General features: G+C 41.1%; 16 protein-coding genes, 2 tRNA genes, 3 rRNA genes and 6 pseudogenes. 24 read left to right on the top strand and 3 right to left on the bottom strand.

The features are described from left to right. Positions 1-114: 114 nt before the first annotated feature. The gene (locus NYR89_RS09045; protein ID WP_279444199.1) at positions 115-1104 is read right to left on the bottom strand and encodes a substrate-binding domain-containing protein; all 990 of its coding nucleotides are present in this window, start codon (positions 1102-1104) and stop codon (positions 115-117) included. 137 nt (positions 1105-1241) lie between these two features. Here NYR89_RS09045 and gntR point away from each other — a divergent pair, with 137 nt between their 5' ends. Further along, on the top strand, positions 1242-2240 hold the full coding sequence (gntR, locus tag NYR89_RS09040; RefSeq protein ID WP_279445544.1) for a gluconate operon transcriptional repressor GntR: 999 nt from the start codon (positions 1242-1244) through the stop codon (positions 2238-2240). Positions 2241-2319: 79 nt separating this feature from the next. Here gntR and NYR89_RS09035 read toward each other — a convergent pair whose 3' ends face one another. Beyond that, on the bottom strand, positions 2320-2832 hold the full coding sequence (locus NYR89_RS09035) for a gluconokinase (protein ID WP_279445543.1): 513 nt from the start codon (positions 2830-2832) through the stop codon (positions 2320-2322). 177 nt (positions 2833-3009) lie between these two features. Between NYR89_RS09035 and NYR89_RS09030 the strand changes: the two are divergent. From NYR89_RS09030 to NYR89_RS09000, 7 genes and pseudogenes are all read left to right on the top strand, one after another. Then, positions 3010-4359, top strand: a pseudogene (locus tag NYR89_RS09030) (GntP family permease). 168 nt (positions 4360-4527) lie between these two features. After that, positions 4528-5496, top strand: coding sequence for a mannose/fructose/sorbose PTS transporter subunit IIA (locus NYR89_RS09025; protein WP_279445542.1), 969 nt, complete (start codon positions 4528-4530; stop codon positions 5494-5496). A 14-nt stretch (positions 5497-5510) separates the two neighbouring features. Beyond that, positions 5511-6306: pseudogene (locus NYR89_RS09020) on the top strand (PTS mannose/fructose/sorbose transporter subunit IIC). 10 nt (positions 6307-6316) lie between these two features. Further along, complete coding sequence (gene manZ, locus NYR89_RS09015) at positions 6317-7144, top strand: PTS mannose transporter subunit IID (protein WP_275218151.1); 828 nt, start codon at positions 6317-6319, stop codon at positions 7142-7144. Positions 7145-7233: 89 nt separating this feature from the next. After that, positions 7234-7611 (top strand): hypothetical protein, encoded by a 378-nt coding sequence (locus tag NYR89_RS09010; protein WP_279445541.1) that lies wholly within the window; start codon positions 7234-7236, stop codon positions 7609-7611. 2 nt (positions 7612-7613) lie between these two features. After that, positions 7614-8090, top strand: coding sequence for a YchJ family protein (locus NYR89_RS09005; protein ID WP_279445540.1), 477 nt, complete (start codon positions 7614-7616; stop codon positions 8088-8090). A gap of 207 nt (positions 8091-8297) precedes the next feature. Further along, positions 8298-9080 (top strand): amino acid ABC transporter substrate-binding protein, encoded by a 783-nt coding sequence (locus tag NYR89_RS09000; RefSeq protein ID WP_279445539.1) that lies wholly within the window; start codon positions 8298-8300, stop codon positions 9078-9080. Positions 9081-9134: 54 nt separating this feature from the next. Here the strand turns inward: NYR89_RS09000 and NYR89_RS08995 are convergent, their stop codons facing one another. Next, the gene (locus tag NYR89_RS08995; protein ID WP_279445538.1) at positions 9135-9935 is read right to left on the bottom strand and encodes a Cof-type HAD-IIB family hydrolase; all 801 of its coding nucleotides are present in this window, start codon (positions 9933-9935) and stop codon (positions 9135-9137) included. Positions 9936-10406: 471 nt separating this feature from the next. Between NYR89_RS08995 and mnmG the strand changes: the two genes are divergently transcribed. The 16 genes and pseudogenes from mnmG (at position 10407) to rrf (ending at position 26017) form a co-directional block, all read left to right on the top strand. After that, positions 10407-12299, top strand: a complete 1893-nt coding sequence (mnmG, locus tag NYR89_RS08990; protein ID WP_279445537.1) for a tRNA uridine-5-carboxymethylaminomethyl(34) synthesis enzyme MnmG — start codon at positions 10407-10409, stop codon at positions 12297-12299. A 92-nt stretch (positions 12300-12391) separates the two neighbouring features. Beyond that, positions 12392-13003 carry a 16S rRNA (guanine(527)-N(7))-methyltransferase RsmG gene (gene rsmG / locus NYR89_RS08985; protein WP_279445536.1) on the top strand — a complete coding sequence of 204 codons (612 nt, stop codon included), beginning with the start codon at positions 12392-12394 and terminating at the stop codon, positions 13001-13003. A gap of 337 nt (positions 13004-13340) precedes the next feature. Then, complete coding sequence (locus tag NYR89_RS08980; RefSeq protein WP_279446673.1) at positions 13341-13724, top strand: ATP synthase subunit I; 384 nt, start codon at positions 13341-13343, stop codon at positions 13722-13724. 24 nt (positions 13725-13748) lie between these two features. After that, entirely contained in the window at positions 13749-14537 is a 789-nt protein-coding gene (atpB, locus tag NYR89_RS08975; protein WP_279445535.1) for a F0F1 ATP synthase subunit A, read from the top strand. A gap of 119 nt (positions 14538-14656) precedes the next feature. Next, entirely contained in the window at positions 14657-14911 is a 255-nt protein-coding gene (gene atpE / locus NYR89_RS08970) for a F0F1 ATP synthase subunit C (RefSeq protein WP_279445534.1), read from the top strand. A gap of 59 nt (positions 14912-14970) precedes the next feature. After that, positions 14971-15442: pseudogene (gene atpF, locus NYR89_RS08965) on the top strand (F0F1 ATP synthase subunit B). Between the two features lie 13 nt (positions 15443-15455). Then, positions 15456-15990, top strand: a pseudogene (gene atpH / locus NYR89_RS08960) (F0F1 ATP synthase subunit delta). Between the two features lie 12 nt (positions 15991-16002). Next, positions 16003-17544, top strand: coding sequence for a F0F1 ATP synthase subunit alpha (gene atpA / locus NYR89_RS08955; protein WP_279445533.1), 1542 nt, complete (start codon positions 16003-16005; stop codon positions 17542-17544). Positions 17545-17566: 22 nt separating this feature from the next. After that, a complete protein-coding gene (gene atpG, locus NYR89_RS08950) occupies positions 17567-18433 on the top strand; it encodes a F0F1 ATP synthase subunit gamma (protein ID WP_279445532.1) in 867 nt (288 codons plus the stop codon). Between the two features lie 13 nt (positions 18434-18446). After that, positions 18447-19821 (top strand): annotated as a pseudogene (gene atpD, locus NYR89_RS08945) (F0F1 ATP synthase subunit beta). 39 nt (positions 19822-19860) lie between these two features. Continuing rightward, a pseudogene (locus tag NYR89_RS08940) lies at positions 19861-20279 on the top strand (F0F1 ATP synthase subunit epsilon). A gap of 490 nt (positions 20280-20769) precedes the next feature. Next, a 16S ribosomal RNA gene (locus NYR89_RS08935) occupies positions 20770-22310 on the top strand. 81 nt (positions 22311-22391) lie between these two features. Continuing rightward, positions 22392-22468 (top strand) — tRNA-Ile (locus NYR89_RS08930). Positions 22469-22520: 52 nt separating this feature from the next. Continuing rightward, positions 22521-22596: transfer RNA gene (locus NYR89_RS08925), tRNA-Ala, on the top strand. 268 nt (positions 22597-22864) lie between these two features. After that, positions 22865-25764, top strand: a 23S ribosomal RNA gene (locus NYR89_RS08920). Positions 25765-25901: 137 nt separating this feature from the next. Next, positions 25902-26017, top strand: a 5S ribosomal RNA gene (rrf, locus tag NYR89_RS08915). The 16S, 23S and 5S rRNA genes sit together here with 2 tRNA genes alongside, the layout of an rRNA operon. Positions 26018-26463 lie beyond the last annotated feature (446 nt).

Here is a 26463-nt window from a genome sequence, read left to right as displayed (position 1 = left end):
TCCTTTTAGGTTACTTTTTATTTTATCGAAACGTTTCGATGAGTAAAAAATAGAAAAAATCACGAAAAAAAGCAAACGCTTCTTGTCGGATTTGAGAGGTCTATCACAAATTTTTTAAAAGGAACGGCGAACGACAAGTTCGGGGGTAAGTTCGATTTCTTGATAGGCTTTATCCGGCTGATGAATACGGGCAATCAACTGTTCCACCGCATTTTTTGCCAAACGGGCTTTGGGTTGATGAATCGTAGAAAGTGGCGGAGCGAGATATTGTGCTAATTCGATATTATCGTAACCGATCACCGCAATATCTTGCGGAATACGCAAACCGGCTTGCCAAGCGGCTTGATATACGCCAATGGCAATACTATCGCTCATCGCAAAAATCGCTTGCGGGCGAGCATTTAGCGCCAATAATCGGCTTGCACATTCCAAACCGGCTTGATAATCAAAATGACCTTCAACTATCCATTCGGGACGAATTTGCAAATTTGCCTCTAAAATCGCCCGCTTGTAGCCTTGTAAACGGTTTAACGTGTGGGATTTCGATTGCTCACCGGTAATTACCGCAATCTCGCTATAGCCAGCATCAATTAACGCTTTTGTCGCAAGATAACCACCTAATTCTGAATTTTCATGCACTTTGTCCGCATTTAGCGCCTGTTGCCACCAGTCAATCACCACCATCGGTAATTGAATATTCACCATCACGCTTTCGTCTAAATCTTGCGGCTCGGAACACATCAATAATAAACCGTCCACTTGTTTGCGTAACAAACGGGCTAAATGTTGTTCCAAATTGGTACTGTTACCGTCAGTATTCACCAAAATTAAATGATAATTATGTTGCTCGCAATAACGCTCAACATGACGCACCACTTCCGCAAAAAACGGGTTACTGCTGGTGGTAACTAACATGCCGATTGTGTTGGTTTCTTTTACTTTCAGGCTACGAGCCACCAATGAAGGCGTGTAATTGAGTTCCGCCACCACTTTTTCGATCCGCTGACGAATTTCGTCACTTACAAAACGTGAGTTATTGATCACGTGGGAGACGGTGGAAGTGGAAACGCCCGCAATACGAGCTATATCTTTCATTGTTGCCATAAAATTACCTTCATAGGGGTTTACAAAATAGGGTTTTGCAAAATTTTGCTAAAATCTTACCGCTTGTTATTTTGCAAATAAAACATAAAATCATACTTTCCGTTAAAATAGCGACATACTTCACAAAATTTAACCCTATGAGCAAACATAAACGCCCGACTTTACAAGATATTGCCGAACATTTAGGCATTACCAAAATGACGATCAGTCGCTATTTACGTAATCCCTCCTCGGTTGCCGAAGAGACCGGTAAACGAATCGCCGTTGCGATTGAACAATTCGGTTATATTCCGAATCGTGCGCCGGATATTCTGTCCAATGCCAAAAGTAAAGCGATTGGCGTGTTGTCGCCGTCTTTAACCAACCAAGTTTTTGCCGATGTGTTAAAAGGGATTGAGAGCGTAACCGATGCGACCGGTTATCAAACCATGCTCGCCCACTACGGCTATAGCGAACAAAAAGAAGAACAACGCATTGAATCACTCCTTTCTTATCACGTGGACGGCTTAATTTTATCGGAAAATCACCACAGTGAGCGTACGCTCAAAATGTTAAGAGTTGCGAAAATTCCGGTGATTGAAATAATGGATATTAGTGAACAAGGTCAGCAACAAGCGGTCGGTTTTGACAATATTTTTGTTGCTCAATCCATGGTTGAAACCATGATCAAACGTGGTTGCCGCCAAGTGGTTTATTTTTCGGCAAGAATGGATAAACGTACTCGTTTAAAAATGCGTGGTTACGAACTTGCAATGCAAAAGCATAAACTAACGCCTTACACTATTGCAACAGAAGAATCCTCTTCATTTACGTTAGGCGCTCGTCAATTACATATTGCATTAGAAAAGTATCCGAATATCGACGGTATTTTCTGCACCAATGACGATTTGGCGATCGGCGCATTGTTCGAATGCCAACGGTTAGGTATTAAAGTGCCGCAACAAATTGCAATTGCCGGCTTTCACGGACACGATGTCGGTCAATCGATTACACCTCAATTGGCGAGCGTAATTACCCCTCGGTTTGAAATCGGCAAAGTTGCCGCCCAGCAATTACTAAATCGAATTAATCACCAAACGCCACAAGATGAGGTTATCAATCTTGGCTATAAAATTCATATCGGTGAAACGATTTAAGCGATAAAAAAGCGGTCAAATTTCGCAAAAAATTTGCAGAAAATGACCGCTTGTTCTACTCAACATTCCGTTATCTTTATCACTGAGCTTGAATTGCCTGTACGCACAGTTGCACTACATCTTCAAAACTGCCACTAATATCAATCGAAATCACATCGGGTTCGTCCGCTTGCGGAATTTCTAACGTATCAAACTGGCTTTTCAGCATTTCTGTTTTCATAAAATGGCCTTTGCGTTTTTTCATTCGCTCTAAAATAAGCTCAAATGAACCGTGTAAATGAATAAACGTCACCTTTTGATTGCCTTGGCGAATTTGATCACGATATTTCTTTTTCAACGCAGAACAAACAATAATTCCGATTTCATTTTTTTGTTCTAAGCTAAATGCGACATCATTAATCCGTTCCAACCATGGAAAACGATCTTGATCATTTAGCGGTTGCCCTTGACTCATTTTGAGGATATTCGCTCTCGGGTGCAGATCATCGCCATCAATCAATTTAATGCCTAAACGGCGCGCCACTTCACTGCCTATTGTGGTTTTACCGGTACTTGATACACCCATTAAAATAAAACTTTGACCAGATTTCATTTGAGCTCCCTCCTATTTCCTTCCAACATAACAGATTTTTTCATTCAATGTTACAGGTAACATTTAATTTTGTGACATATATCTCAAATTTAAAATTAATTCTAACAATCTATTTACATCGCAAACGATTAAATTTATGTTACCAGTAACAATTTAATACTTCTGTTCGAGGTTCTTATGTTAATTTTCATTATGGCAGTAGCGATCATCGCGCTATTGGTATTGATCATAAAATTCAAAGTACATGCGTTTGTCGCATTGCTGATTGTTAGTTTATTAACTGCACTGGTCGCAGGTATTCCGGTGGATAAAATTCTGCCGACTTTACTTAGCGGCTTTGGCAATACATTAGCGTCAGTTGCCTTATTAGTCGGTTTAGGGGCGATGATTGGTCGTTTATTGGAAATTACCGGTGGAGCAAAAGTATTAGCTGATACGCTGATCAATAAATTCGGCGAACAAAAAGCACCATTCGCATTAGGTGTGGCGGCATTACTCTTCGGTTTCCCGATTTTCTTCGATGCAGGTCTGGTGGTGATGTTACCGATTGTATTTAGCGTAGCAAAACAATTCGGCGGTTCGGTATTACGTTATGCCTTTCCTGTAGCCGGTGCGTTTGCGGTAATGCACGCTTTTCTACCGCCACATCCGGGTCCGGTCGCTTCGGGTGATTTACTTGGGGTAAATATGGGATTGATGGTAATCATCGGTTTAATCTGTGCCATTCCTACTTGGTATATCGGTACTTACCTCTTCAGTATGTTTATCAGTAAACGTATTCACGTAGAATTACCGAAAGCATTTTTAAATGCGCGGCAATCAGTGAAACCTCGGTACAAACACCACCGTCATTCGGTCGAGTGTTATTTATCTTAGTATTACCGATCTTCTTAATTTTATTTGATACCGGTTTAAATACGTTAAGTGTAGCGAAAGTGATTGACGGTTCCGAACTTTGGGTACAAAGCTTACGTTTAATCGGTAAAACACCGGTGGCGTTATTAATCACTTTATTACTGGCGATTATGTTATTACGTGGTGAGCGTAGTTATGAACAAATCGAAAGTTTATGTAACAATGCGTTAGGCCCTATTTGTTCGATTATTTTGGTAACCGGTGCGGGCGGTATGTTTGGCGGTGTATTACGTGCCAGCGGTATCGGCGATGTATTATCTTCAATGCTTTCGGATACCGGTATGCCAATTATTGTGGCGGCATTTATTATTGCGGTGGCGATGCGAGTCGCACAAGGTTCGGCAACCGTTGCATTAACTACAGTCTGCAGCATTAATCGCACCAAGTGTTGTCGCCTCAACCGATTTAAGCCAATTTGATCTTTGCTTTATTGTGATTGCAATTGCTTCCGGTGCGACAGTTCTTTCTCACGTGAATGATTCCGGTTTCTGGTTAATGAGCCGTTTTTTAGAAATGGATACCAAAACCACTTTAAAAACGTGGACGGCATTAGAAACCTCAATTGGTGTAGTCGGTTTTATCATTGCTCTAATCGGTAGTATTTTGCTTTAAAAAATCACAAGCCCTTTGTTACTAACAAAGGGCTTTTTTTATAAAAAACTGATCTAGATCTCATATTTGTCATTCTCTGTTTGCAAAAAAGCAAACGTTTTCATATTCACCACACCGCTAAAGCGGTTTAGCAAATTAATAAATGAACACAAACACAGAGGTGAAAAAATGGTGCATTTGATCATCGCCGCTCATGGAAAATTAGCCCTTGAGTTGGTCAATTCCGCACAAATGGTATATGGAGAAACGGATAATGTTCATCCGGTTATCTTTGTGCCGGGAGAAGGTCAAGATACGCTAGTCGAAAAATATGAAGCGATTATTGCAACGCTTCAGCCGACAGACAGCGTGCTATTCTTGGTCGATTTATTTGGCGGTAGTCCGTACAATGCGGCGACCAGAATTGTCGCAAAACGTCCGCAAGACGATATCGTGACCGGTACGAACCTACCAATGCTACTTGAAGTTATGGATGCTTCAGCCGATGCAAAAACGGCAACCGAACTTGCCGCAACGGCAAAAGAAATCGGGCACTTAAGCGTTAAAACGTTCCATACTCCACAACCAACATCTCCTATTCCATCAGAGGAAGCCTCTTCCGAAGAATCCTCATCTCTTCCTGCCAATTTCGATCCGAACGGACGTATGAATATTTCATTAATGCGTATCGACAGCCGTTTAATTCACGGTCAAGTGATGACTTCTTGGGCGAAAACCGTGAAATGCGAAGCGATTTTTGCGATCAGTGATGAAGTGGCAAATGATGATATTCGCCGTGAATTATTGCTCCAAATAGTACCTGAACATTTAAAAGGCTATGTGATTACGGTCGATAAAGCGATCAAAGTATGGCACAACCCGAAATACGCTGGTAAAAACATTATTTGGTTGGTCACCAATCCGTCAGATATTGTTCGCTTAATTGAAGGCGGCGTAAACATTAAAAATGTCAATGTCGGCGGTATGACTTTCCGTGAAGGCGACAAACTAATTTCTCAAGCGGTGGCGATTAACCAAACTGATCTCGCCGCATTCTACAAACTCCTCGAGTTAGGCGTAGATATGTCGTTACAACAAGTGGCGGCAAACAAAAAAGAACCGCTTGATAAAGCACGTCTTGATGCAATCAAATTCTAATTAAGGATTTTATTATGACTAGTATTGAAATTATTTTAGTAACCTTAGTCGCCGCAATCTGCGGTATGGGTTCCGTACTTGATGAACGCCAAACTCACCGCCCGCTTGTGGCTTGTACCTTAATCGGCTGGGTGTTAGGCGACTTACAAACCGGTATTATTGTTGGCGGTACGCTTGAAATGTTGGCGTTAGGCTGGATGAACGTTGGTGCGGCAATGGCGCCGGATGCGACATTAGCCTCTGTGATTGCGGCAATCTTAGTAATCAAAGGCGGACAAGATAAAGGTACGGCAATCGCTATCGCCATTCCGGTGGTCTGCGGCAGGTCAGGTATTAACCATCTTCGTGCGTACCCTAACCATCTTTTTACAACATAAAGCGGATAAATTTGCCGAACAAGCAAACTTCCGTGGTATTGAGTTCTGTCATTTTGCCGGTCTTTCTTTACAAGCGTTACGTGTTGCGATTCCAACTTTCTTCGTGGCGCTTGTAGCAGGCACCGATACAGTAACCGAGGCATTAAATGCAATTCCGGAGGTGGTAACTCGCGGTTTACAAATTGCAGGTGGCTTTATCGTAGTGGTAGGTTATGCGATGGTTATCAATATGATGCGTGCCGGTGCGTTAATGCCATTCTTCTTTATGGGCTTTGTAATTGCATCATTCTCAAACTACAACTTAGTCGGTCTTGGTTTCTTAGGTGCGTGTTTAGCAATGCTTTACATCCAATTAAACCCACAATTCAACCAATCGGTAAATGCGCCTCGCACCACTAAAAAATTAGCGGATAACGAGTTAGAAGGTCTATAAGGAGCAAATTATGTCAGAGAAAAAACAACTTACCAGTGCGGATATTCGTGCGACTTATTGGCGTTCAACTTTCCTCTTAGGTTCATTTAACTTTGAACGTATGCAATCAATGGGCTTCTGCGTATCGATGATCCCAACAATTAAACGTCTTTACAGCCGTAAAGAAGACCAAGCTGCGGCATTAAAACGCCATTTAGAGTTCTTCAATACGCAACCTTGGGTCGGTTCGGCAATTATGGGTGTAACCGCGGCGATGGAACAAGAACGTGCTAACGGTGCGGCAATTGATGATGCGGCAATTAGCGGTGTAAAAGTCGGTTTAATGGGGCCGCTTGCCGGTGTCGGCGACCCGATTTTCTGGGGGACATTACGTCCGGTATTAGCCGCACTGGGCGCTGGTTTAGCGATTAGCGGTAGCCTATTAGGTCCATTATTATTCTTTATCGGCATTAACCTTTGCCGTGCGCTTACCCGTTGGTACGGCTTTAAATACGGCTATCAAAAAGGGACGGAAATCGTTTCGGATATGGGTGGCGGACGTCTGCAAAAAGTAACGCAAGGCGCTTCTATTCTCGGTTTATTTGTGATGGGTTCCTTGGTGTCGAAGTGGACCAGTATCAATATACCGTTTGAGCTTTCTCGTTATAAAAATGCAATGGGCGAAGAAGTGGTTACTACCGTGCAAAGCGTGCTTAACGACTTATTACCGGGTTTAGCGGCATTATTGCTAACCTTCTTATGTATGTGGTTATTACGTAAGAAAGTGAATGCGATGTACATTATCTTCGGCTTATTCGGCGTGGGGATTTTAGGTTATTGGTTAGGTATCTTAGCTTAATCTACCCATACAAATCATTCACCCCCCTCTTTATCCTAGAGGGGGTATTTTTTTATAATACAAGCGGTCAATTTACAGGAAATTTTGCAATGGATTTAAAAAAAGCGTTAAAAGCGCCAGAACAACAGTACATCAAAAACAGTTCGATGTTAGTTACCGCCTTATTTATTATTGCCGGTGTTTTATATTACCCGACTGACGGCTACGGCTCGGTGATTGCACTTGCATTGGCGATTATTGTAATGTTCGGGCAAAAGATGTTAATTAGTCAAACTCGTAAATATTTTGCGGAGATGTATGCGGCAAAACAGCAATATGAGCAGAGCAAAAACAAAGATTATTTAGAGTTTATCCGTTTACGTGGCACACAGATGCTAAACGATAACAAAGTGCTTTCTGAGCAAGCTAAAAACGAAATTCAAACTTTACTCAAATTTGTGAACGATACAACAAAATCAGAGCCGTAAAAATGTCAGAAAATTTAACCGCTTGCCCGTGTCAATCCAGTAAACCTTATGCAGAATGTTGCCAACCGTTTCATCTAAAACAGGCCATTCCGACAACCGCAGAACAGTTGATGCGTTCCCGTTATCTTGCCTATACTTTGGTCAATATTGATTACATTGTCGATACGACTGTTCCTAATCAACAGAAGTTTTTAGACCAAAATGCGATGAAAGTATGGGGAGAAACGACTCAATGGGCAGGGTTAGAAATCCTTGCACATAAACCGAATATCAGTAAATTACACAGCTTAGTTGAATTTAAAGCCCTCTTTAAGACCGAAAATGGTATTGAAGCTCATCACGAATTATCGCTGTTTGTACAAATCCATAACCGTTGGTATTTCGTTGATCCGACTGTACCGCTTCCAACACAAAAACAGCATTGCGTATGCGGTTCTGGCAAGAAATTTAAACATTGTTGCGGGGCCTATTTATCATAGAACAAGCGGTCATTTTGTTGCCTAATTTTACGCAAAAATGACCGCTTACGTTTTACATTCTAAAACCATTCTTCTCTCTTACAACATTTTGCTCATTATTATTCTATTTAGTTATTTGAAGCCAAGATCAATTTCTCTAATAATTCGTTCAAACAAAACTTAATACATTTTATCTATTAATTTTCTCCCATTAAGAGGATTCCTACTATGTTAAAAAAATTATCTATCATTGCAGTATCTGCTATCGCGTTAGCAACTTCAACAACTTCATTCGCAAAAGAAACCTTACTCGACCGAATTAATGCGAAAGGTACCATTACAGTCGGTACTGAAGGCACTTATGCGCCGTTTACCTATCATGATGCAAACGGTAAATTAACTGGTTATGATGTGGAGGTTACACGTGCGGTGGCAGAAAAATTAGGTGTTAAAGTAGATTTTAAAGAAACCCAATGGGATTCAATGTTAGCAGGTCTAAAAGCAGATCGTTTCGATTTAGTCGCAAACCAAGTGGGCTTAACCACACCGGAACGCCAAGCGACTTTTGATAAATCAGAAGCGTATAGCTGGTCTGGAGCGGCGTTAGTGGTACGTAATGATGAAACAAAAATCAAACAAGCCTCTGATGTGAAAGGTGTTAAAACTGCACAAACCTTAAGTTCAAACTATGGGGAATTAGCACGTGATAATGGTGCAGAGATTGTACCAATTGACGGTATGGCACAAGGTTTATTATTGATTCAACAAAAACGTGCAGATGCAACATTTAATGACAACCTAGCGTTATTAGATTACCTCAAGAAAAATCCAAAATCAGGTTTAAAAATTGTTTGGGAATCTCCTGAAAAAGTCGGTGCAGGCTTTATTGCAAATAAAGGCAACCAAGAAGCATTAGATAAACTCAGCCTTGCGATTAACGAATTACACAAAGACGGTACGCTGAAAAAATTAGGTGAACAATTCTTTGGTCGTGATATTAGCGTCAAATAAGATCAATCTATAAGGCCTCGGAAGTTCCGAGGCTTTTTTTTGCATTTTTTTGCATTAGCCATTCAACTGAAACACTTCATTTAAGACCAATGCGATACCATCATCATTATTTGATGCAGTAATACGCTTCGCAACTGCTTTGATCTCATCCGGTGCATTTCCCATCGCAATACTTAGTCCTGTATATTGCAACATATCCAAATCATTAAAATTGTCGCCAAAAGCGATAATCTGATCTTGCGTTACATTTAATCGTTGTTGCATAAAACGGATAGCCGCTGATTTTGTCGCTTGCTTATTCATAATTTCTAGATATTCATTTTTAGAGCGATGAATAGAAAGATGCGGTAAATGCTGTTTTAAGAAGATTTCCAGTGACTGAATTTGGTTCGCTTCGCCCATCACTAAAATTTTATGTACATTGGTTAAATTCTGTGGCTTTTTGACCGCTTGTAGACCGGTAATTTCCGCTTCCTGCAGTGTCCACGAATTATGCAAATCATTACTAAACCAATCAATGCCTGAATAATGATTAATCGAAAGAAACGAAAAATCCGCCAATAGTTGATCTAATTTTTCGAGATCTCTGGCATCAATAGACACACTATATAGAGGTTTGAGATCTTGATCTAAGATTAACGCTCCACTATAACAGATGATCTCATGCTTACTTTGAAGTTGCGTTGTATAAGGTGTAATGGCAAGTGGGGGACGAGCGGAAACAGGAATAAATGGAATATGCTTTTGTAGCAAAGAATGTATCGCTTGCTCAGTATGAGGTGTAATTTGATGCTGGTCATTTAATAAAGTACCATCGATATCACTAAAAACGGCTAAATACTGATATGTTTCCATGATTTTTCTCCGTAATTTTTCTAGTTAATAAAATATATCATACGTGATTTTGTTTATTAAATCAGCATAAAAACATAATTTTTCATCTGTGGATAAGTTATGTGTTTTAGCTAGAATAAGCTGAGATCTATTCAATAATAACTTATTTTAATTCTTCTTATGTGGATAACTATGTCATTTATCCACAAGTAAGATCAATGCTGATTTCAGGATCTTTACAAGAACAGATCTTATCTAACTTATTGATATTCTTTGTAAATATATGGTTATCCTCATAATTATCCATCACTAATAATCATTATAATAAAAGATCTTTATATAAAGATCTCTTTTATTATAGGTGATCCTTAGATCGTCATTTAGATCATCTTAAAGATCTTAAAAATGCCTTTTCACGATCTTATTGTTTTAAGGTAGAATAATGATCTTTCTCTTGTTCTCATTAAAAGATAAAAATATAAAGGCAGATATATGATTTACCATGAAATTTATGATGTGATTGTCGTTGGTGGCGGTCATGCAGGGACAGAAGCCGCATTGGCTCCTGCCCGTATGGGGTTAAAAACCTTACTCTTAACACATAACGTAGATACTTTAGGACAAATGTCTTGTAATCCGGCTATTGGTGGGATCGGTAAAGGGCATTTAGTAAAAGAGATCGATGCAATGGGCGGTTTAATAGCAATTGCGACCGACCAAGCCGGGATCCAATTTCGTACATTAAACAGCTCGAAAGGGCCTGCTGTGCGTGCAACTCGTGCACAAGCAGACCGTGTACTTTACCGCCAAGCAGTACGAACTGCATTAGAAAATCAGCCAAATTTAGATATTTTCCAACAAGAAGTGGTTGATATTTTAGTTGAAAATAATCGTGCGGTCGGTGCAGTCACTAAAATGGGATTAACCTTTAAAGCACGTTCGGTAGTATTAACTGCAGGTACTTTCCTTGCCGGTAAAATTCATATCGGTTTAGATAACTATGCTGGCGGTCGAGCAGGTGATCCGGTCGCAACAATGTTGGCAGATCGATTACGTGATCTAAATTTACGTGTTGATCGTCTTAAGACCGGTACACCACCACGTTTAGACGCACGTACGATCAATTTTGACATATTGGCTAAACAACATGGTGATGCTGAATTACCAGTAATGTCATTTATGGGGTCTGTTGATCTCCATCCTCGTCAAATTCCGTGTTATATCACGCATACTAATGAACAAACGCACGATTTGATTCGCAATAGTTTAGATCGTAGCCCAATGTACACCGGAGTGATTGAAGGTATCGGTCCTCGTTACTGTCCGTCAATCGAAGATAAAGTAATGCGTTTCAGCGATCGTAATAGTCACCAAATTTATCTCGAGCCGGAAGGTTTAAGTACCATTGAAGTTTATCCGAACGGGATTTCAACCAGCTTACCGTTTGACGTACAGATGGGCATTGTAAATTCAATGAAAGGTTTGGAAAACACACGCATTATCAAACCGGGTTATGCGATTGAGTATGATTATTTCGACCCACGTGATCTAAAACCGACATTAGAAACCAAGGCGATTGAAGGCTTATTCTTTGCCGGTCAGATCAACGGTACTACCGGTTATGAAGAAGTAATGCGACAAGGTTTATTAGCCGGCATTAATGCGGCATTACAGGTTCAAGGCAAAGAGGCGTGGTTCCCTACACGTGATCTTGCTTATACCGGTGTATTGGTTGATGACCTTTGTACACTTGGCACAAAAGAACCGTATCGTGTATTTACCTCGCGTGCGGAATATCGTTTATTGCTACGTGAAGATAACGCTGATATTCGTTTAACACCTATTGCACACGAATTAGGCTTGATTGATGACGCTCGTTGGGCGAGATTTAATCAAAAAATGGAAAATATCGAGCGTGAGCGTGAACGTTTAAAACAAATTTGGATTCACCCTCAATCAGAACACTTAGTGGCAGTAAACGAATTGGTCAGCAGTCCGCTTACCCGTGAAGCGAGCGGTGAAGACTTATTACGTCGTCCGGAAGTGACTTATGATAAACTCACGCAAGTCGCGGCATTTGCACCGGCATTGGAAGATAAACAAGCGGCTGAACAAGTTGAAATTTCGATTAAATACCAAGGCTATATTGAACATCAGCAGAATGAGATTGAACGTCATAAACGTCATGAAAATACCTTAATTCCGGCTGAATTTGATTATGATAAGGTTGAGAGCCTTTCAAACGAAGTTCGTGCGAAGCTGATGCAACATCGTCCAGTTTCGATTGGGCAGGCAAGCCGTATTTCAGGTATTACGCCGGTCGCGATTTCAATTCTTCTCGTGAATTTGAAAAAGCAAGGTATGCTGAAACGAGGCGAATTATAATTTAGCCAATTGAAAAGCACGGAATATACGGAAATTAATGCAATACTTACTTTCGGTGTGTTCCGTGTTTTATTGTGGAAGGATTTTACAAAATGAAACAAAAATTAGACCGCTTGCTAGCGCAGGCGCAAATTAATTTGACCGATCAGCAGAAAGAGCAGTTAGTTGGTTTTGTGCGTTTATTAGATAAATGGAATAAAGCCTATAATCTGACTTCCGTGCGTAATCCGGATGAAATGCTGGTTAAACATATTTTAGACAGTTTAGTGGTAAGTGAACATTTACAGGGAGATAAGTTTATTGATGTTGGCACTGGTCCGGGCTTACCGGGTATTCCACTTGCGATTGCAAATCCGGATAAACAATTTGTATTGCTGGATAGCCTTGGTAAGCGTATTACCTTTATTAAAAATGCGTTACGTGAGTTAGGCATTACGAATGTAACGCCTGTGCTTTCGCGTGTAGAAGAATATACCGAACAAACCTTTGATGGGGTATTAAGCCGTGCTTTTGCCAGCTTAAATGATATGGTGGATTGGTGTTACCATTTGCCAAATCCGCAAGGCAAATTTTATGCGCTTAAAGGGATTTATGCTGAAAGTGAAGTGCAAGACATTAAAAAGCCGATTCAGTTAGAGCAAGTGGTTACGCTATCAGTGCCAGAATTAATTGGAGAACGTCACTTAGTTGTACTTATGAAGTAATTGATGAAATATTATTATATTTGTATTAAGTGGTACTTTTTACTTTTTGGTGTGTAAGTGTCATTTATATGTTACTTACAACGCTTTTTATGAATAGTAAATTGCCGATTTTTTGTTGATAATGTAAATATAATGTGAATAAAGAATGGTTGTGATGGCTTACTTTTCCTTATGTTTTTCTATAAAAAAATGCAAAATTAACCTTTTTGTAACAAAATAGTTAAAAAACGCTTTTTTGTTCGGTTTTTATATTTTAATCTATTGTTTTGTATCGTATAATCCCGAATGAGTGTTTCATTTTTTACAGGGGCATTGGCCTGTCAAATTAGGAAATAATATGTCTGCTGTAATAAATAAAGCTAAACAGCATTATGCCAAAGCATTAAAAACTGAAATTTTACTTCTTTTCTGTATTTTGTGCATTTTAATGGTTTGGAAGGGGGAAAGTAGCTTCTCTTTTTTTGGTGGGGCTTTATCGAGTTTCCTTCCTCATTGCGTGCTTGTATATTGGATTTTCTTCAAAAAAACCACAAAAGAACAGTCAAAAATGACCGCTTTTTATCGCGGTGAAGGACTAAAATGGTTAATCACTATTTTATTGGTAATTTTGTGCTTTAAATTGCTTCCTTCTCTTCATCTCGTACTCTTTTTTGTGGGATATTTAGTGACATTATTTTTTAATAACGTCATTCCGTTTATATTAAGTAAACGTACTCATTAATTTTTTCTTCTAAAAGGATTCATTATGGCTGGAACTACCGCAGAATATATTAGCCACCACTTGAGTTTTTTGGCTTCAGGTGATGGCTTTTGGGCTGTGCATTTAGATACGCTCTTCTTTTCTCTTCTTGCTGGAGTTATTTTCCTTTTTATATTTTCTAAAGTTGCTAAAAATGCGACTGCCGGAGTACCAGGAAAATTACAATGCTTAGTGGAAATTATTATTGAATGGGTTGATGGCTTAGTTAAAGATAACTTCCATGGGCCTCGTAATGTAATTGCTCCACTTGCACTCACTATTTTCTGCTGGGTATTTATTATGAATGCCATTGACTTAGTTCCAGTAGATTTCTTACCTCAGTTAGCGAATATGTTAGGTATTCATTACCTTCGTGCCGTACCTACAGCTGATATCAGTGCTACATTAGGTATGTCTATTTGCGTATTCTTCTTAATTCTGTTCTATACCGTAAAATCAAAAGGTTTCGGTGGCTTAGTAAAAGAATATACGCTCCATCCGTTTAATCATTGGGCTTTTATTCCAGTAAACTTTATCCTTGAAACGGTTACTTTACTTGCAAAACCTATCTCTTTAGCATTCCGTTTATTCGGTAATATGTATGCAGGTGAGCTAATCTTCATTCTTATCGCAGTAATGTATATGGCTGATAACTTTGCATTACAAGCGTTAGGTATTCCATTGCATTTGGTTTGGGCTATTTTCCATATCTTAGTAATTACGCTTCAAGCCTTTATTTTTATGATGCTAACGATTGTTTATTTGAGTATCGCTTATAACAAAGCGGATCATTAAACGAACCTAAAAAGCGGTTAAATTTTCTCAATATTTGGCAAAAATTTGAACGCTTGAATTATTTTTATTAACAACAACCCAGCCTTCGGGCGAATTCCTCAATCTTAATGGAGAACATTATGGAATCAGTAATCACAGCAACAATTATTGGTGCATCAATCTTATTAGCTTTCGTCGCACTTGGTACAGCTATCGGCTTTGCTATCTTAGGTGGTAAATTCTTAGAATCATCTGCTCGCCAACCTGAATTAGCAAGTAGCTTACAAACTAAGATGTTCATCGTGGCAGGTCTTTTAGATGCTATCGCAATGATCGCTGTAGGTATTTCTTTACTTTTCATCTTCGCGAACCCGTTCATTGATTTATTGAAATAAGTCGGGTCTCTCTTTTCCGTTATTCTTTGAATAACTTAGCCGACTTTTAGGAGGGCGTTGTGAATTTAAATGCAACACTAATTGGTCAACTTATTGCATTCGCACTGTTCGTTGCGTTTTGTATGAAATATGTTTGGCCTCCGCTTATTAAAGCGATCGAAGAGCGCCAAGCGAATATCGCTAACGCTTTAGCATCAGCTGAAAAAGCGAGACAAGAACAAGCAGATTCTAAAGTCATGAGCGGATCAAGAAATCCTCAAAGCGAAAGAAGAAGCACAGAAAATTATTGATTTAGCAACCAAACGTCGTAATGAAATTTTAGAATCTGTACAAGCAGAAGCTGAAATCGAACGTCAACGTATTATTGAACAAGGTCGCGCAGAAGTAGAAAGCGAGCGTAAACGTGTTCAAGAAGAGCTTCGTCAAAAAGTGGTCGCATTGGCTGTTGCCGGCGCAGAGAAGATTGTTGGTCGTTCTGTTGATCAAGCGACGAACAATGACATTATTGATAAGCTAGTTGCAGAACTATAACAAGGTGGGGCAGATGTCAGAATTAAGTACAGTAGCTCGCCCCTACGCTAAAGCAGACTTTTGATTTTGCTTTAGAGCAAGGTCAGTTGGATAAATGGCAAGAAATGTTACAGTTTTCAGCATTAGTTGCTGAGAATGAACAGGTGGCGGATTATATTAATTCGTCTCTTGCAAGCGGTCAGATTTCGGAAACTTTTCTCCAAATTTGTGGCGACCAGCTTGACCAATATGGGCAAAATTTTATTCGTGTAATGGCTGAGAACAAACGTCTTGTTGTGTTACCTGCGGTACTTAATGAATTTATTGAGTTACGTGCGCAACATGAAGCGGTAAAAGATATTATCGTTGTTTCAGCTAGCGAATTAAGTCAAGCACAAATAGATAAAATCGCAAGCGCGATGGAAAAACGCTTAAATCAAAAAGTACGTTTAACTGTTCAATTAGATAACTCTCTCATTGCCGGCATTATTATTAAGTATGATGATATTGTCATTGATGGCAGTAGCCGAGGTCAGTTAAATCGCTTAAGCCAAGCGTTGAGCTTGTAAGAGGAATAAAAAATGCAACTAAATTCAACTGAAATTAGTGAATTGATTAAAAAACGTATTGCCCAGTTTGATGTGGTGAGCGAAGCTCAAAGCACAGGGACAATCGTTTCAGTAAGCGATGGTATCATTCGTATCCATGGTCTTGCTGATGTAATGCAAGGTGAAATGATCGAATTACCTGGCAATCGTTATGCTATTGCGTTAAACCTAGAACGTGATTCTGTAGGTGCGGTAGTAATGGGACCTTATGCTGACTTAGCTGAAGGTATGACGGTTAAATGTACCGGTCGTATCTTAGAAGTTCCGGTAGGTCGCGGTTTATTAGGTCGTGTGGTAAATACACTTGGTCAACCGATCGATGGTAAAGGTGAAATCGATAATGACGGTTTCTCTCCGGTTGAAGTTATCGCACCGGGTGTTATCGATCGTCAATCGGTAGATCAACCTGTACAAACCGGTTATAAAGCGGTTGACTCAATGGTACCAATCGGTCGTGGTCAACGTGAGTTAATTATCGGTGACCGTCAAACAGGTAAAACAGCATTAGCAATCGATGCGATCATTGCACAGAAAGATTCAGGTATTAAATGTATCTATGTCGCAATCGGTCAAAAAGCATCTACAATTGCTAACGTAGTGCGTAAATTAGAAGAACATGGTGCATTAGCAAATACAATCGTGGTTGTAGCATCAGCTTCTGAATCTGCGGCACTACAATATCTTGCACCATATTCAGGTTGTGCAATGGGTGAATATTTCCGTGATCGTGGTGAAGATGCGTTAATTGTTTACGATGATTTATCTAAACAAGCGGTTGCTTATCGTCAAATTTCATTATTATTACGCCGTCCGCCAGGTCGTGAAGCTTTCCCAGGTGACGTATTCTACCTACACTCTCGTTTATTAGAGCGTGCGAGACGTGTAAGTGCGGATTATGTAGAGCGTTTCACTAACGGTGCGGTAAAAGGTCAAACAGGTTCATTAACTGCATTACCTATTATCGAAACACAAGCAGGTGACGTATCTGCGTTCGTTCCTACAAACGTAATTTCAATTACTGACGGTCAGATCTTCTTAGAATCAAGCCTATTTAACTCAGGTATCCGTCCAGCGGTAAACCCGGGGATTTCGGTATCTCGTGTAGGTTCTGCGGCTCAAACTAAAGTAATTAAGAAATTATCTGGCGGTATTCGTACCGCATTAGCTCAGTATCGTGAATTAGCGGCGTTTGCTCAGTTTGCTTCAGACTTAGATGATGCGACACGTAAGCAACTTTCTCACGGTCAGAAAGTAACAGAATTACTTAAACAGAAACAATTTGCGCCAATGCCAGTAAGTGAACAAGCATTAGTTCTTTTTGCGGCTGAATTTGGTTATTTAGATGATGTAGAACTTGAGCGTATCGGTTCATTCGAATCTGCTTTACTTGCTTACGCAAATAGTAATCACACTGATTTTATGAAGGATTTAGCAAAATCTGGCGATTATAACGATTCAATCAAGGATCAATTAAAAGCTATCGTAGAAGACTTCAAAAAGAACGGTGCGTGGTAATCACGACTAGCGGAGAAAGATTATGGCAGGTGCTAAAGAGATAAGAACCAAAATTGCGAGTGTGAAAAATACCCAAAAAATCACCAAAGCAATGGAAATGGTTGCTACCTCTAAAATGCGTAAAACGCAAGAGCGTATGGTCGCCGGTCGACCTTATTCGGAAACAATCCGTAAGGTGATTAGCCATATTGCTAAAGGAAGCATTGGTTATAAGCACCCGTTTTTAACTGAACGAGATATTAAAAAAGTTGGTTACTTTGTTGTATCAACCGATCGTGGCTTATGTGGCGGTCTTAATATCAATTTATTCAAAGCAACTTTGAATGAATTTAAAACGTGGAAAGATAAAAACGTTAGTGTTGAGCTTGGCTTAGTAGGTTCAAAAGGTGTGAGTTTTTACCAAAATCTCGGTTTAACTGTGAGATCTCAGGTAACAGGCTTAGGTGATAATCCTGAAATGGAACGTATTGTTGGGGCAGTTAATGAAATGATTAACGCTTATCGCAATGGTGAAGTGGATGCGGTTTATATTGCTTATAACCGTTTTGAAAATACCATGTCGCAAAAACCTGTTATTGCACAATTACTTCCATTACCTAAATTAGAAGATGATGAATTAGAAACTAAAGGTTCATGGGATTATATCTATGAACCAAGTCCACAAGTTCTATTGGACAGTTTACTTGTTCGTTATTTAGAAACTCAGGTATATCAAGCAGTTGTCGATAACCTTGCTTCTGAACAAGCCGCTCGAATGGTAGCAATGAAAGCCGCAACAGATAATGCGGGTACATTAATTGATGAATTACAATTAGTGTATAACAAAGCTCGCCAAGCAAGCATTACAAATGAATTAAACGAAATTGTTGCGGGTGCCGCAGCAATTTAATGGAGAATAGGTAATGGCAACAGGAAAAATTGTACAGATTATCGGTGCGGTAATCGACGTTGAATTCCCGCAAGATGCAGTACCAAAAGTATATGATGCCTTAAAAGTTGAATCAGGTTTAACGCTTGAGGTTCAACAACAATTAGGTGGTGGACTTGTGCGTTGTATCGCATTAGGTACATCAGACGGTTTAAAACGTGGCTTAAAAGTTGAAAATACGGGTAACCCGATTCAAGTACCAGTTGGTACTAAGACACTTGGTCGTATTATGAACGTATTAGGTGAGCCGATTGATGAAAAAGGTCCTATCGGCGAAGAAGCTCGTTGGGATATTCACCGTGCAAACACCAAGCTACGAAGAACAATCAAACAGTACGGAATTACTTGAAACCGGTATCAAAGTTATCGACTTAATTTGTCCATTCGCGAAAGGTGGTAAAGTTGGTTTATTCGGTGGTGCGGGTGTAGGTAAAACCGTTAATATGATGGAATTAATCCGTAATATCGCAATCGAACACTCTGGTTACTCAGTATTCGCAGGTGTTGGTGAGCGTACTCGTGAAGGTAATGACTTCTATCACGAAATGACGGATTCTAACGTATTAGACAAAGTATCACTTGTTTACGGTCAGATGAATGAGCCACCAGGTAACCGTCTTCGTGTTGCTTTAACCGGCTTAACTATGGCGGAAAAATTCCGTGATGAAGGTCGTGATGTATTATTCTTCGTAGATAATATTTACCGTTATACCTTAGCTGGTACAGAGGTATCTGCATTATTAGGTCGTATGCCATCTGCGGTAGGTTATCAGCCGACACTTGCAGAAGAAATGGGTGTATTACAAGAACGTATTACTTCAACTAAAACAGGTTCTATTACCTCTGTTCAAGCGGTTTATGTTCCTGCGGATGACTTAACGGACCCATCTCCGGCGACAACTTTCGCACACTTAGACTCAACAGTGGTATTAAGCCGTAACATCGCATCTCTTGGTATTTACCCAGCGGTTGACCCATTAGATTCAACTTCTCGTCAATTAGATCCGTTAGTTGTTGGTGAAGAACACTATAATGTGGCACGAGGCGTACAAGGTACATTACAACGCTATAAAGAGCTAAAAGATATCATCGCTATTTTAGGTATGGATGAGTTATCTGAAGATGATAAATTAGTGGTTGCTCGTGCACGTAAGATTGAGCGTTTCTTATCACAACCGTTCTTCGTTGCGGAAGTATTTACCGGTTCTCCAGGTAAATATGTATCATTAAAAGATACAATCCGTGGCTTCAAAGGTATCTTGGAAGGTGAATTTGACCATATCCCAGAACAAGCGTTCTATATGGCGGGTTCAATTGACGAAGTAGTGGAAAGAGCGAGCAAGATGTAATTGTTCCCTAACCTCAATTAGGAACTAAAGGAGAACAACATGGCATCTAAATTTGAGCTTAGTATCGTAAGTGCTGAAAAAGAAATCTTCAATGGCGATGTAGTTAGCGTTCGTGTAACAGGTATAGATGGTGAATTAGGTGTGTATGCAGGACATACACCTTTATTAACCTCTATTAAACCGGGAATGGTTAAGTATACGCTTGAAGATGGTAAAGAAGAGTTTATCTATGTGTCTGGCGGCTTCTTGGAAGTACAGCCTACCATCGTAACTGTTCTTGCTGATATTGCGATTCGCGGTGAAGAGCTGGATCAACAACGAATTCTTGCGCAAAACGTAAAGCAGAAGATACATTAAGCAAATCAAATAATGCAGAGCTTTCTGCGAAACTATCTCGTGAAATTGCTAAATTACGTGTTTACGAAATCGTAAATTCAAAATTAGCAAATCGACGTTAATCAAAAACCTCAGTGTTTCACTGAGGTTTTTTCTTTTTTATTTCTTCATATTTATTTTTCTATCTTTTATTAAACTATTTTATATATCATTTCAGATTTCAGTAAGAATCTTTAAATCTAAAAGAAAGAATTAAGTTTTATTCAATAATTGTTAAAAAATTGTTCGTTTTGTTCTAAAAATTAGCAAGCGGTAGATTTTTCTAAATTTTTTGCAAAAAAGTGCTTGCAAGGATTTTAGATTTCTCTATAATGCACCACACACAACGACGCACTGTTGTGAACGATTTAAAATTGATTGCCAGTGCGTCGTTTCTTTTTGTTCTTTAACAATATATCAGACAATCTGTGTGGGCACTTGTTGATTGACTTGATTTTAAAAATATTATTTAAAACTTGAAGTCTTAATAGGTGCTTAAACTAGAAATTCATTTTTACTTTTAAAGTAATATGTAAACTTAGCTAAGCAGTTTATTGAGCGATTAAACTTTTTGAATTGAAGAGTTTGATCATGGCTCAGATTGAACGCTGGCGGCAGGCTTAACACATGCAAGTCGAACGGTAACAGGGATTAGCTTGCTAATTTGCTGACGAGTGGCGGACGGGTGAGTAATGCTTGGGAATCTGGCTCATGGAGGGGGATAACTACGGGAAACTGTAGCTAATACCGCGTAATATCTTCGGATTAAAGTGTGGGACCGCAAGGCCACATGCCATGAGATGAGCCCAAGTGGGATTAGGTAGTTGGTGGGGTAAAGGCCTACCAAGCCGACGATCTCTAGCTGGTCTGAGAGGATGACCAGCCACACTGGAACTGAGACACGGTCCAGACTCCTACGGGAGGCGACAGTGGGGAATATTGCACAATGGGGGGAACCCTGATGCGACCATGCCGCGTGAATGAAGAAGGCCTTCGGGTTGTAAAGTTCTTTCGGTAGCGAGGAAGGTATCAAATTTAATAGATTTGGTAATTGACGTTAACTACAGAAGAAGCACCGGCTAACTCCGTGCCAGCGTACGCGGTAATACGGAGGGTGCGAGCGTTAATCGGAATAACTGGGCGTAAAGGGCACGCAGGCGGTTGATTAAGTGAGATGTGAAAGCCCCGGGCTTAACCTGGGAATTGCATTTCATACTGGTCAACTAGAGTACTTTAGGGAGGGGTAGAATTCCACGTGTAGCGGTGAAATGCGTAGAGATGTGGAGGAATACCGAAGGCGAAGGCGACCCCTTGGGAATGTACTGACGCTCATGTGCGAAAGCGTGGGGAGCAAACAGGATTAGATACCCTGGTAGTCCACGCTGTAAACGCTGTCGATTTGGGGATTGGACTTTAAGTTTGGTGCCCGAAGCTAACGTGATAAATCGACCGCCTGGGGAGTACGGCCGCAAGGTTAAAACTCAAATGAATTGACGGGGGCCCGCACAAGCGGTGGAGCATGTGGTTTAATTCGATGCAACGCGAAGAACCTTACCTACTCTTGACATCCAAAGAAGAACTCAGAGATGAGTTTGTGCCTTCGGGAACTTTGAGACAGGTGCTTGCATGGCTGTCGTCAGCTCGTGTTGTGAAATGTTGGGTTAAGTCCCGCAACGAGCGCAACCCTTATCCTTTGTTGCCAGCGGTTCGGCCGGGAACTCAAAGGAGACTGCCAGTGATAAACTGGAGGAAGGTGGGGATGACGTCAAGTCATCATGGCCCTTACGAGTAGGGCTACACACGTGCTACAATGGCGTATACAGAGGGAAGCAATATGGCGACATGGAGCGAATCTCACAAAGTACGTCTAAGTCCGGATTGGAGTCTGCAACTCGACTCCATGAAGTCGGAATCGCTAGTAATCGCAAATCAGAATGTTGCGGTGAATACGTTCCCGGGCCTTGTACACACCGCCCGTCACACCATGGGAGTGGGTTGTACCAGAAGTAGATAGCTTAACCGCAAGGGGGGCGTTTACCACGGTATGATTCATGACTGGGGTGAAGTCGTAACAAGGTAACCGTAGGGGAACCTGCGGTTGGATCACCTCCTTACCAAGAATTGAGCGACTGCAAGTGTTCACACAGATTGTTTGATAGAAGAAGACGAAAACGGATATTATCCGGCATCCTTTTGGGTCTGTAGCTCAGGTGGTTAGAGCGCACCCCTGATAAGGGTGAGGTCGGTGGTTCAAGTCCACTCAGACCCACCACTCTAAATGAGTGAAAGCTGAAAGGAGAGGGGGGATATCAGTCATGATATATGGGGATATAGCTCAGCTGGGAGAGCGCCTGCCTTGCACGCAGGAGGTCAGCGGTTCGATCCCGCTTATCTCCACCAATCATCATGACTAAGTGAATAAGTAAAAGATTTGTTTATTTAGTCATGATGATAAGTCAAATTATTGTCTTAAATTGTTCTTTAAAAAATTGGAAACAAGCTGAAAAACTGAGAGATTTTTCAAGTTCGTTAAAGCGAAAGCGATAACGAATACATTGAAAGTCTGAGTAGTTAAAAAATCTTGACTGAACAAAAGCAGTCAAGTGTTTAGTTTAAAAACTGACGTTAAATGTGAAGTTTGAAAGAATAAGAACATTTGAGGTTGTATAGTTAAGTGACTAAGCGTACACGGTGGATGCCTTGGCAATCAGAGGCGAAGAAGGACGTGCTAATCTGCGAAAAGCTTGGATGAGTTGATAAGAAGCGTTTAATCCAAGATATCCGAATGGGGAAACCCAGTAGATGAAGAATCTACTATTATTAAGTGAATACATAGCTTAATAAGGCAAACCGGGAGAACTGAAACATCTAAGTACCCCGAGGAAAAGAAATCAACCGAGATTCTGTGAGTAGCGGCGAGCGAAAGCGGAGGAGCCTTCAAACGATAGCATTCGATTTAGGAGAATGAGCTGGGAAGCTCAACGACACAGGGTGATAGTCCCGTATTCGAAAAATTGATAGTGGTACTAAGTTTGAGATAAGTAGGGCGGGACACGAGAAATCCTGTTTGAAGATGGGGGGACCATCCTCCAAGGCTAAATACTCCTGATTGACCGATAGTGAACCAGTACTGTGAAGGAAAGGCGAAAAGAACCCCAGTGAGGGGAGTGAAATAGAACCTGAAACCGTGTACGTACAAGCAGTGGGAGCCTCTTTGTGGGGTGACTGCGTACCTTTTGTATAATGGGTCAGCGACTTATATTTTGTAGCGAGGTTAACTGAATAAGGGAGCCGAAGGGAAACCGAGTCTTAACTGGGCGATTGAGTTGCAAGGTATAGACCCGAAACCCGGTGATCTAGCCATGGGCAGGTTGAAGATTGGGTAACACTAATTGGAGGACCGAACCGACTAATGTTGAAAAATTAGCGGATGACTTGTGGCTGGGGGTGAAAGGCCAATCAAACCGGGAGATAGCTGGTTCTCCCCGAAATCTATTTAGGTAGAGCCTTGAGCGGACACCTTCGGGGGTAGAGCACTGTTTCGGCTAGGGGTCCATCCCGGATTACCAACCCGATGCAAACTGCGAATACCGAAGAGTGATACTCAGGAGACACACGGTGGGTGCTAACGTCCATCGTGGAGAGGGAAACAACCCAGACCGCCAGCTAAGGTCCCAAAGTACTAGTTAAGTGGGAAACGAAGTGGGAAGGCTTAGACAGCTAGGATGTTGGCTTAGAAGCGACCACCATTTAAAGAAAGCGTAATAGCTCACTAGTCGAGTCGGCCTGCGCGGAAGATGTAACGGGGCTAAAACTAGTCACCGAAGCTGCGGCATCAATGGAAACATTGTTGGGTAGGGGAGCGTTCTGTAAGCGGATGAAGCTGAATTGAGAAGTTTGGTGGACGTATCAGAAGTGCGAATGCTGACATAAGTAACGACAAAACGAGTGAAAAACTCGTTCGCCGGAAGACCAAGGGTTCCTGTCCAACGTTAATCGGGGCAGGGTGAGTCGGCCCCTAAGGCGAGGCTGAAAAGCGTAGTCGATGGGAAACGGGTTAATATTCCCGTACTTGGTATAACTGCGATGTGGGGACGGAGAAGGTTAGGTTATCAGACTGTTGGATGTCTGTTTAAGCCGGTAGGTGGGAATTTTAGGCAAATCCGGAATTCCGTTAACACCGAGAAGTGATGACGAGTCTCTACGGAGATGAAGTAACCGATACCACGCTTCCAGGAAAAGCCACTAAGCTTCAGGTTATACTAAACCGTACTATAAACCGACACAGGTGGTCAGGTAGAGAATACTCAGGCGCTTGAGAGAACTCGGGTGAAGGAACTAGGCAAAATAGCACCGTAACTTCGGGAGAAGGTGCGCCGGCGTAGATTGTAAGCGTTTACCGCTGAAGGTTGAACCGGTCGAAGATACCAGCTGGTCGCAACTGTTTATTAAAAACACAGCACTCTGCAAACACGAAAGTGGACGTATAGGGTGTGATGCCTGCCCGGTGCTGGAAGGTTAATTGATGGTGTTATCGAAAGAGAAGCTCCTGATCGAAGCCCCAGTAAACGGCGGCCGTAACTATAACGGTCCTAAGGTAGCGAAATTCCTTGTCGGGTAAGTTCCGACCTGCACGAATGGCATAATGATGGCCAGGCTGTCTCCACCCGAGACTCAGTGAAATTGAAATCGCCGTGAAGATGCGGTGTACCCGCGACTAGACGGAAAGACCCCGTGAACCTTTACTATAGCTTGACACTGAACATTGAATTTTGATGTGTAGGATAGGTGGGAGCCTTTGAAGCAGTCACGCCAGTGATTGTGGAGGCGTCCTTGAAATACCACCCTTTAACGTTTGATGTTCTAACGAAGATTGCGGAACGCGGTCTCGGACAGTGTCTGGTGGGTAGTTTGACTGGGGCGGTCTCCTCCCAAAGAGTAACGGAGGAGCACGAAGGTTTGCTAATCACGGTCGGACATCGTGAGGTTAGTGCAATGGTATAAGCAAGCTTAACTGCGAGACAGACAAGTCGAGCAGGTGCGAAAGCAGGTCATAGTGATCCGGTGGTTCTGAATGGAAGGGCCATCGCTCAACGGATAAAAGGTACTCCGGGGATAACAGGCTGATACCGCCCAAGAGTTCATATCGACGGCGGTGTTTGGCACCTCGATGTCGGCTCATCACATCCTGGGGCTGAAGTAGGTCCCAAGGGTATGGCTGTTCGCCATTTAAAGTGGTACGCGAGCTGGGTTTAGAACGTCGTGAGACAGTTCGGTCCCTATCTGCCGTGGGCGTTGGAGAATTGAGAGGGGTCGCTCCTAGTACGAGAGGACCGGAGTGGACGCATCACTGGTGTTCCAGTTGTCTCGCCAGAGGCACTGCTGGGTAGCTACATGCGGAAGAGATAAGTGCTGAAAGCATCTAAGCACGAAACTTGCCTCAAGATGAGTTCTCCCCGACTATAAGTCGGTAAGGGTTGTTGGAGACTACGACGTAGATAGGTGTGGTGTGTAAGCGTAGTGATACGTTGAGCTAACACATACTAATTGCCCGAGAGGCTTAACTATACAACGCTCAAGTGTTTTTGGGCACTACACTCAGTAACGGCTTGTTTCGAATTTAAAGTGCGAATAAAAAGCAGATAAAGAATAAGAAAATAGACAAATAAAGACAAAGGCAATAGCTGAAGTCATCAATAGAATATTCTGGCGACCAGAGTGCTGTGGCTCTACCTGATTCCATTCCGAACTCAGAAGTAAAACGCAGTAACGCCGATGGTAGTGTGGGGTTTCCCCATGTGAGAGTAGGGCATCGCCAGATTGAATTTAGTGCGAAAGCAAAGACAAAGAAGTAGAACCCCAGAGTTAGTGATAGCTTTGGGGTTTTTGCTTTTTCGAGACTTTATTTTTCATTGCTTTGTTGTTTTTTAGATTTGGTATTTTGGGCTTTCGTTATATTGTCTTTCTTCTTTCTTCTTTCTTCTTTCTTCTTTCTTCTTTCTTTTCTTCGTGATAAAAATGTGTAATAGTTGCCAAAAAAGTATGGTTTTACAAATATGCTTCAATCTTATAAATATTTAGTGTGTAATAAAATATTTATCCTTAAAACTAAATTAACGTGTATCGATATTTGGTTAGATTATTCCGTTGGAAAATAAACTCATCATAAATATCATTGTTATTCTCGAACTATCCGTAGATATTTAGTAAATGCATCTAAATCACCTTTAAATTCCCTATAAAATGAATATCTGAATCCTTATTATC

It is taken from the genome of Actinobacillus arthritidis (assembly GCF_029774155.1).
Classification (GTDB): domain Bacteria; phylum Pseudomonadota; class Gammaproteobacteria; order Enterobacterales; family Pasteurellaceae; genus Actinobacillus; species Actinobacillus arthritidis.
This window is presented reverse-complemented; position numbering and strand designations above follow the sequence as displayed.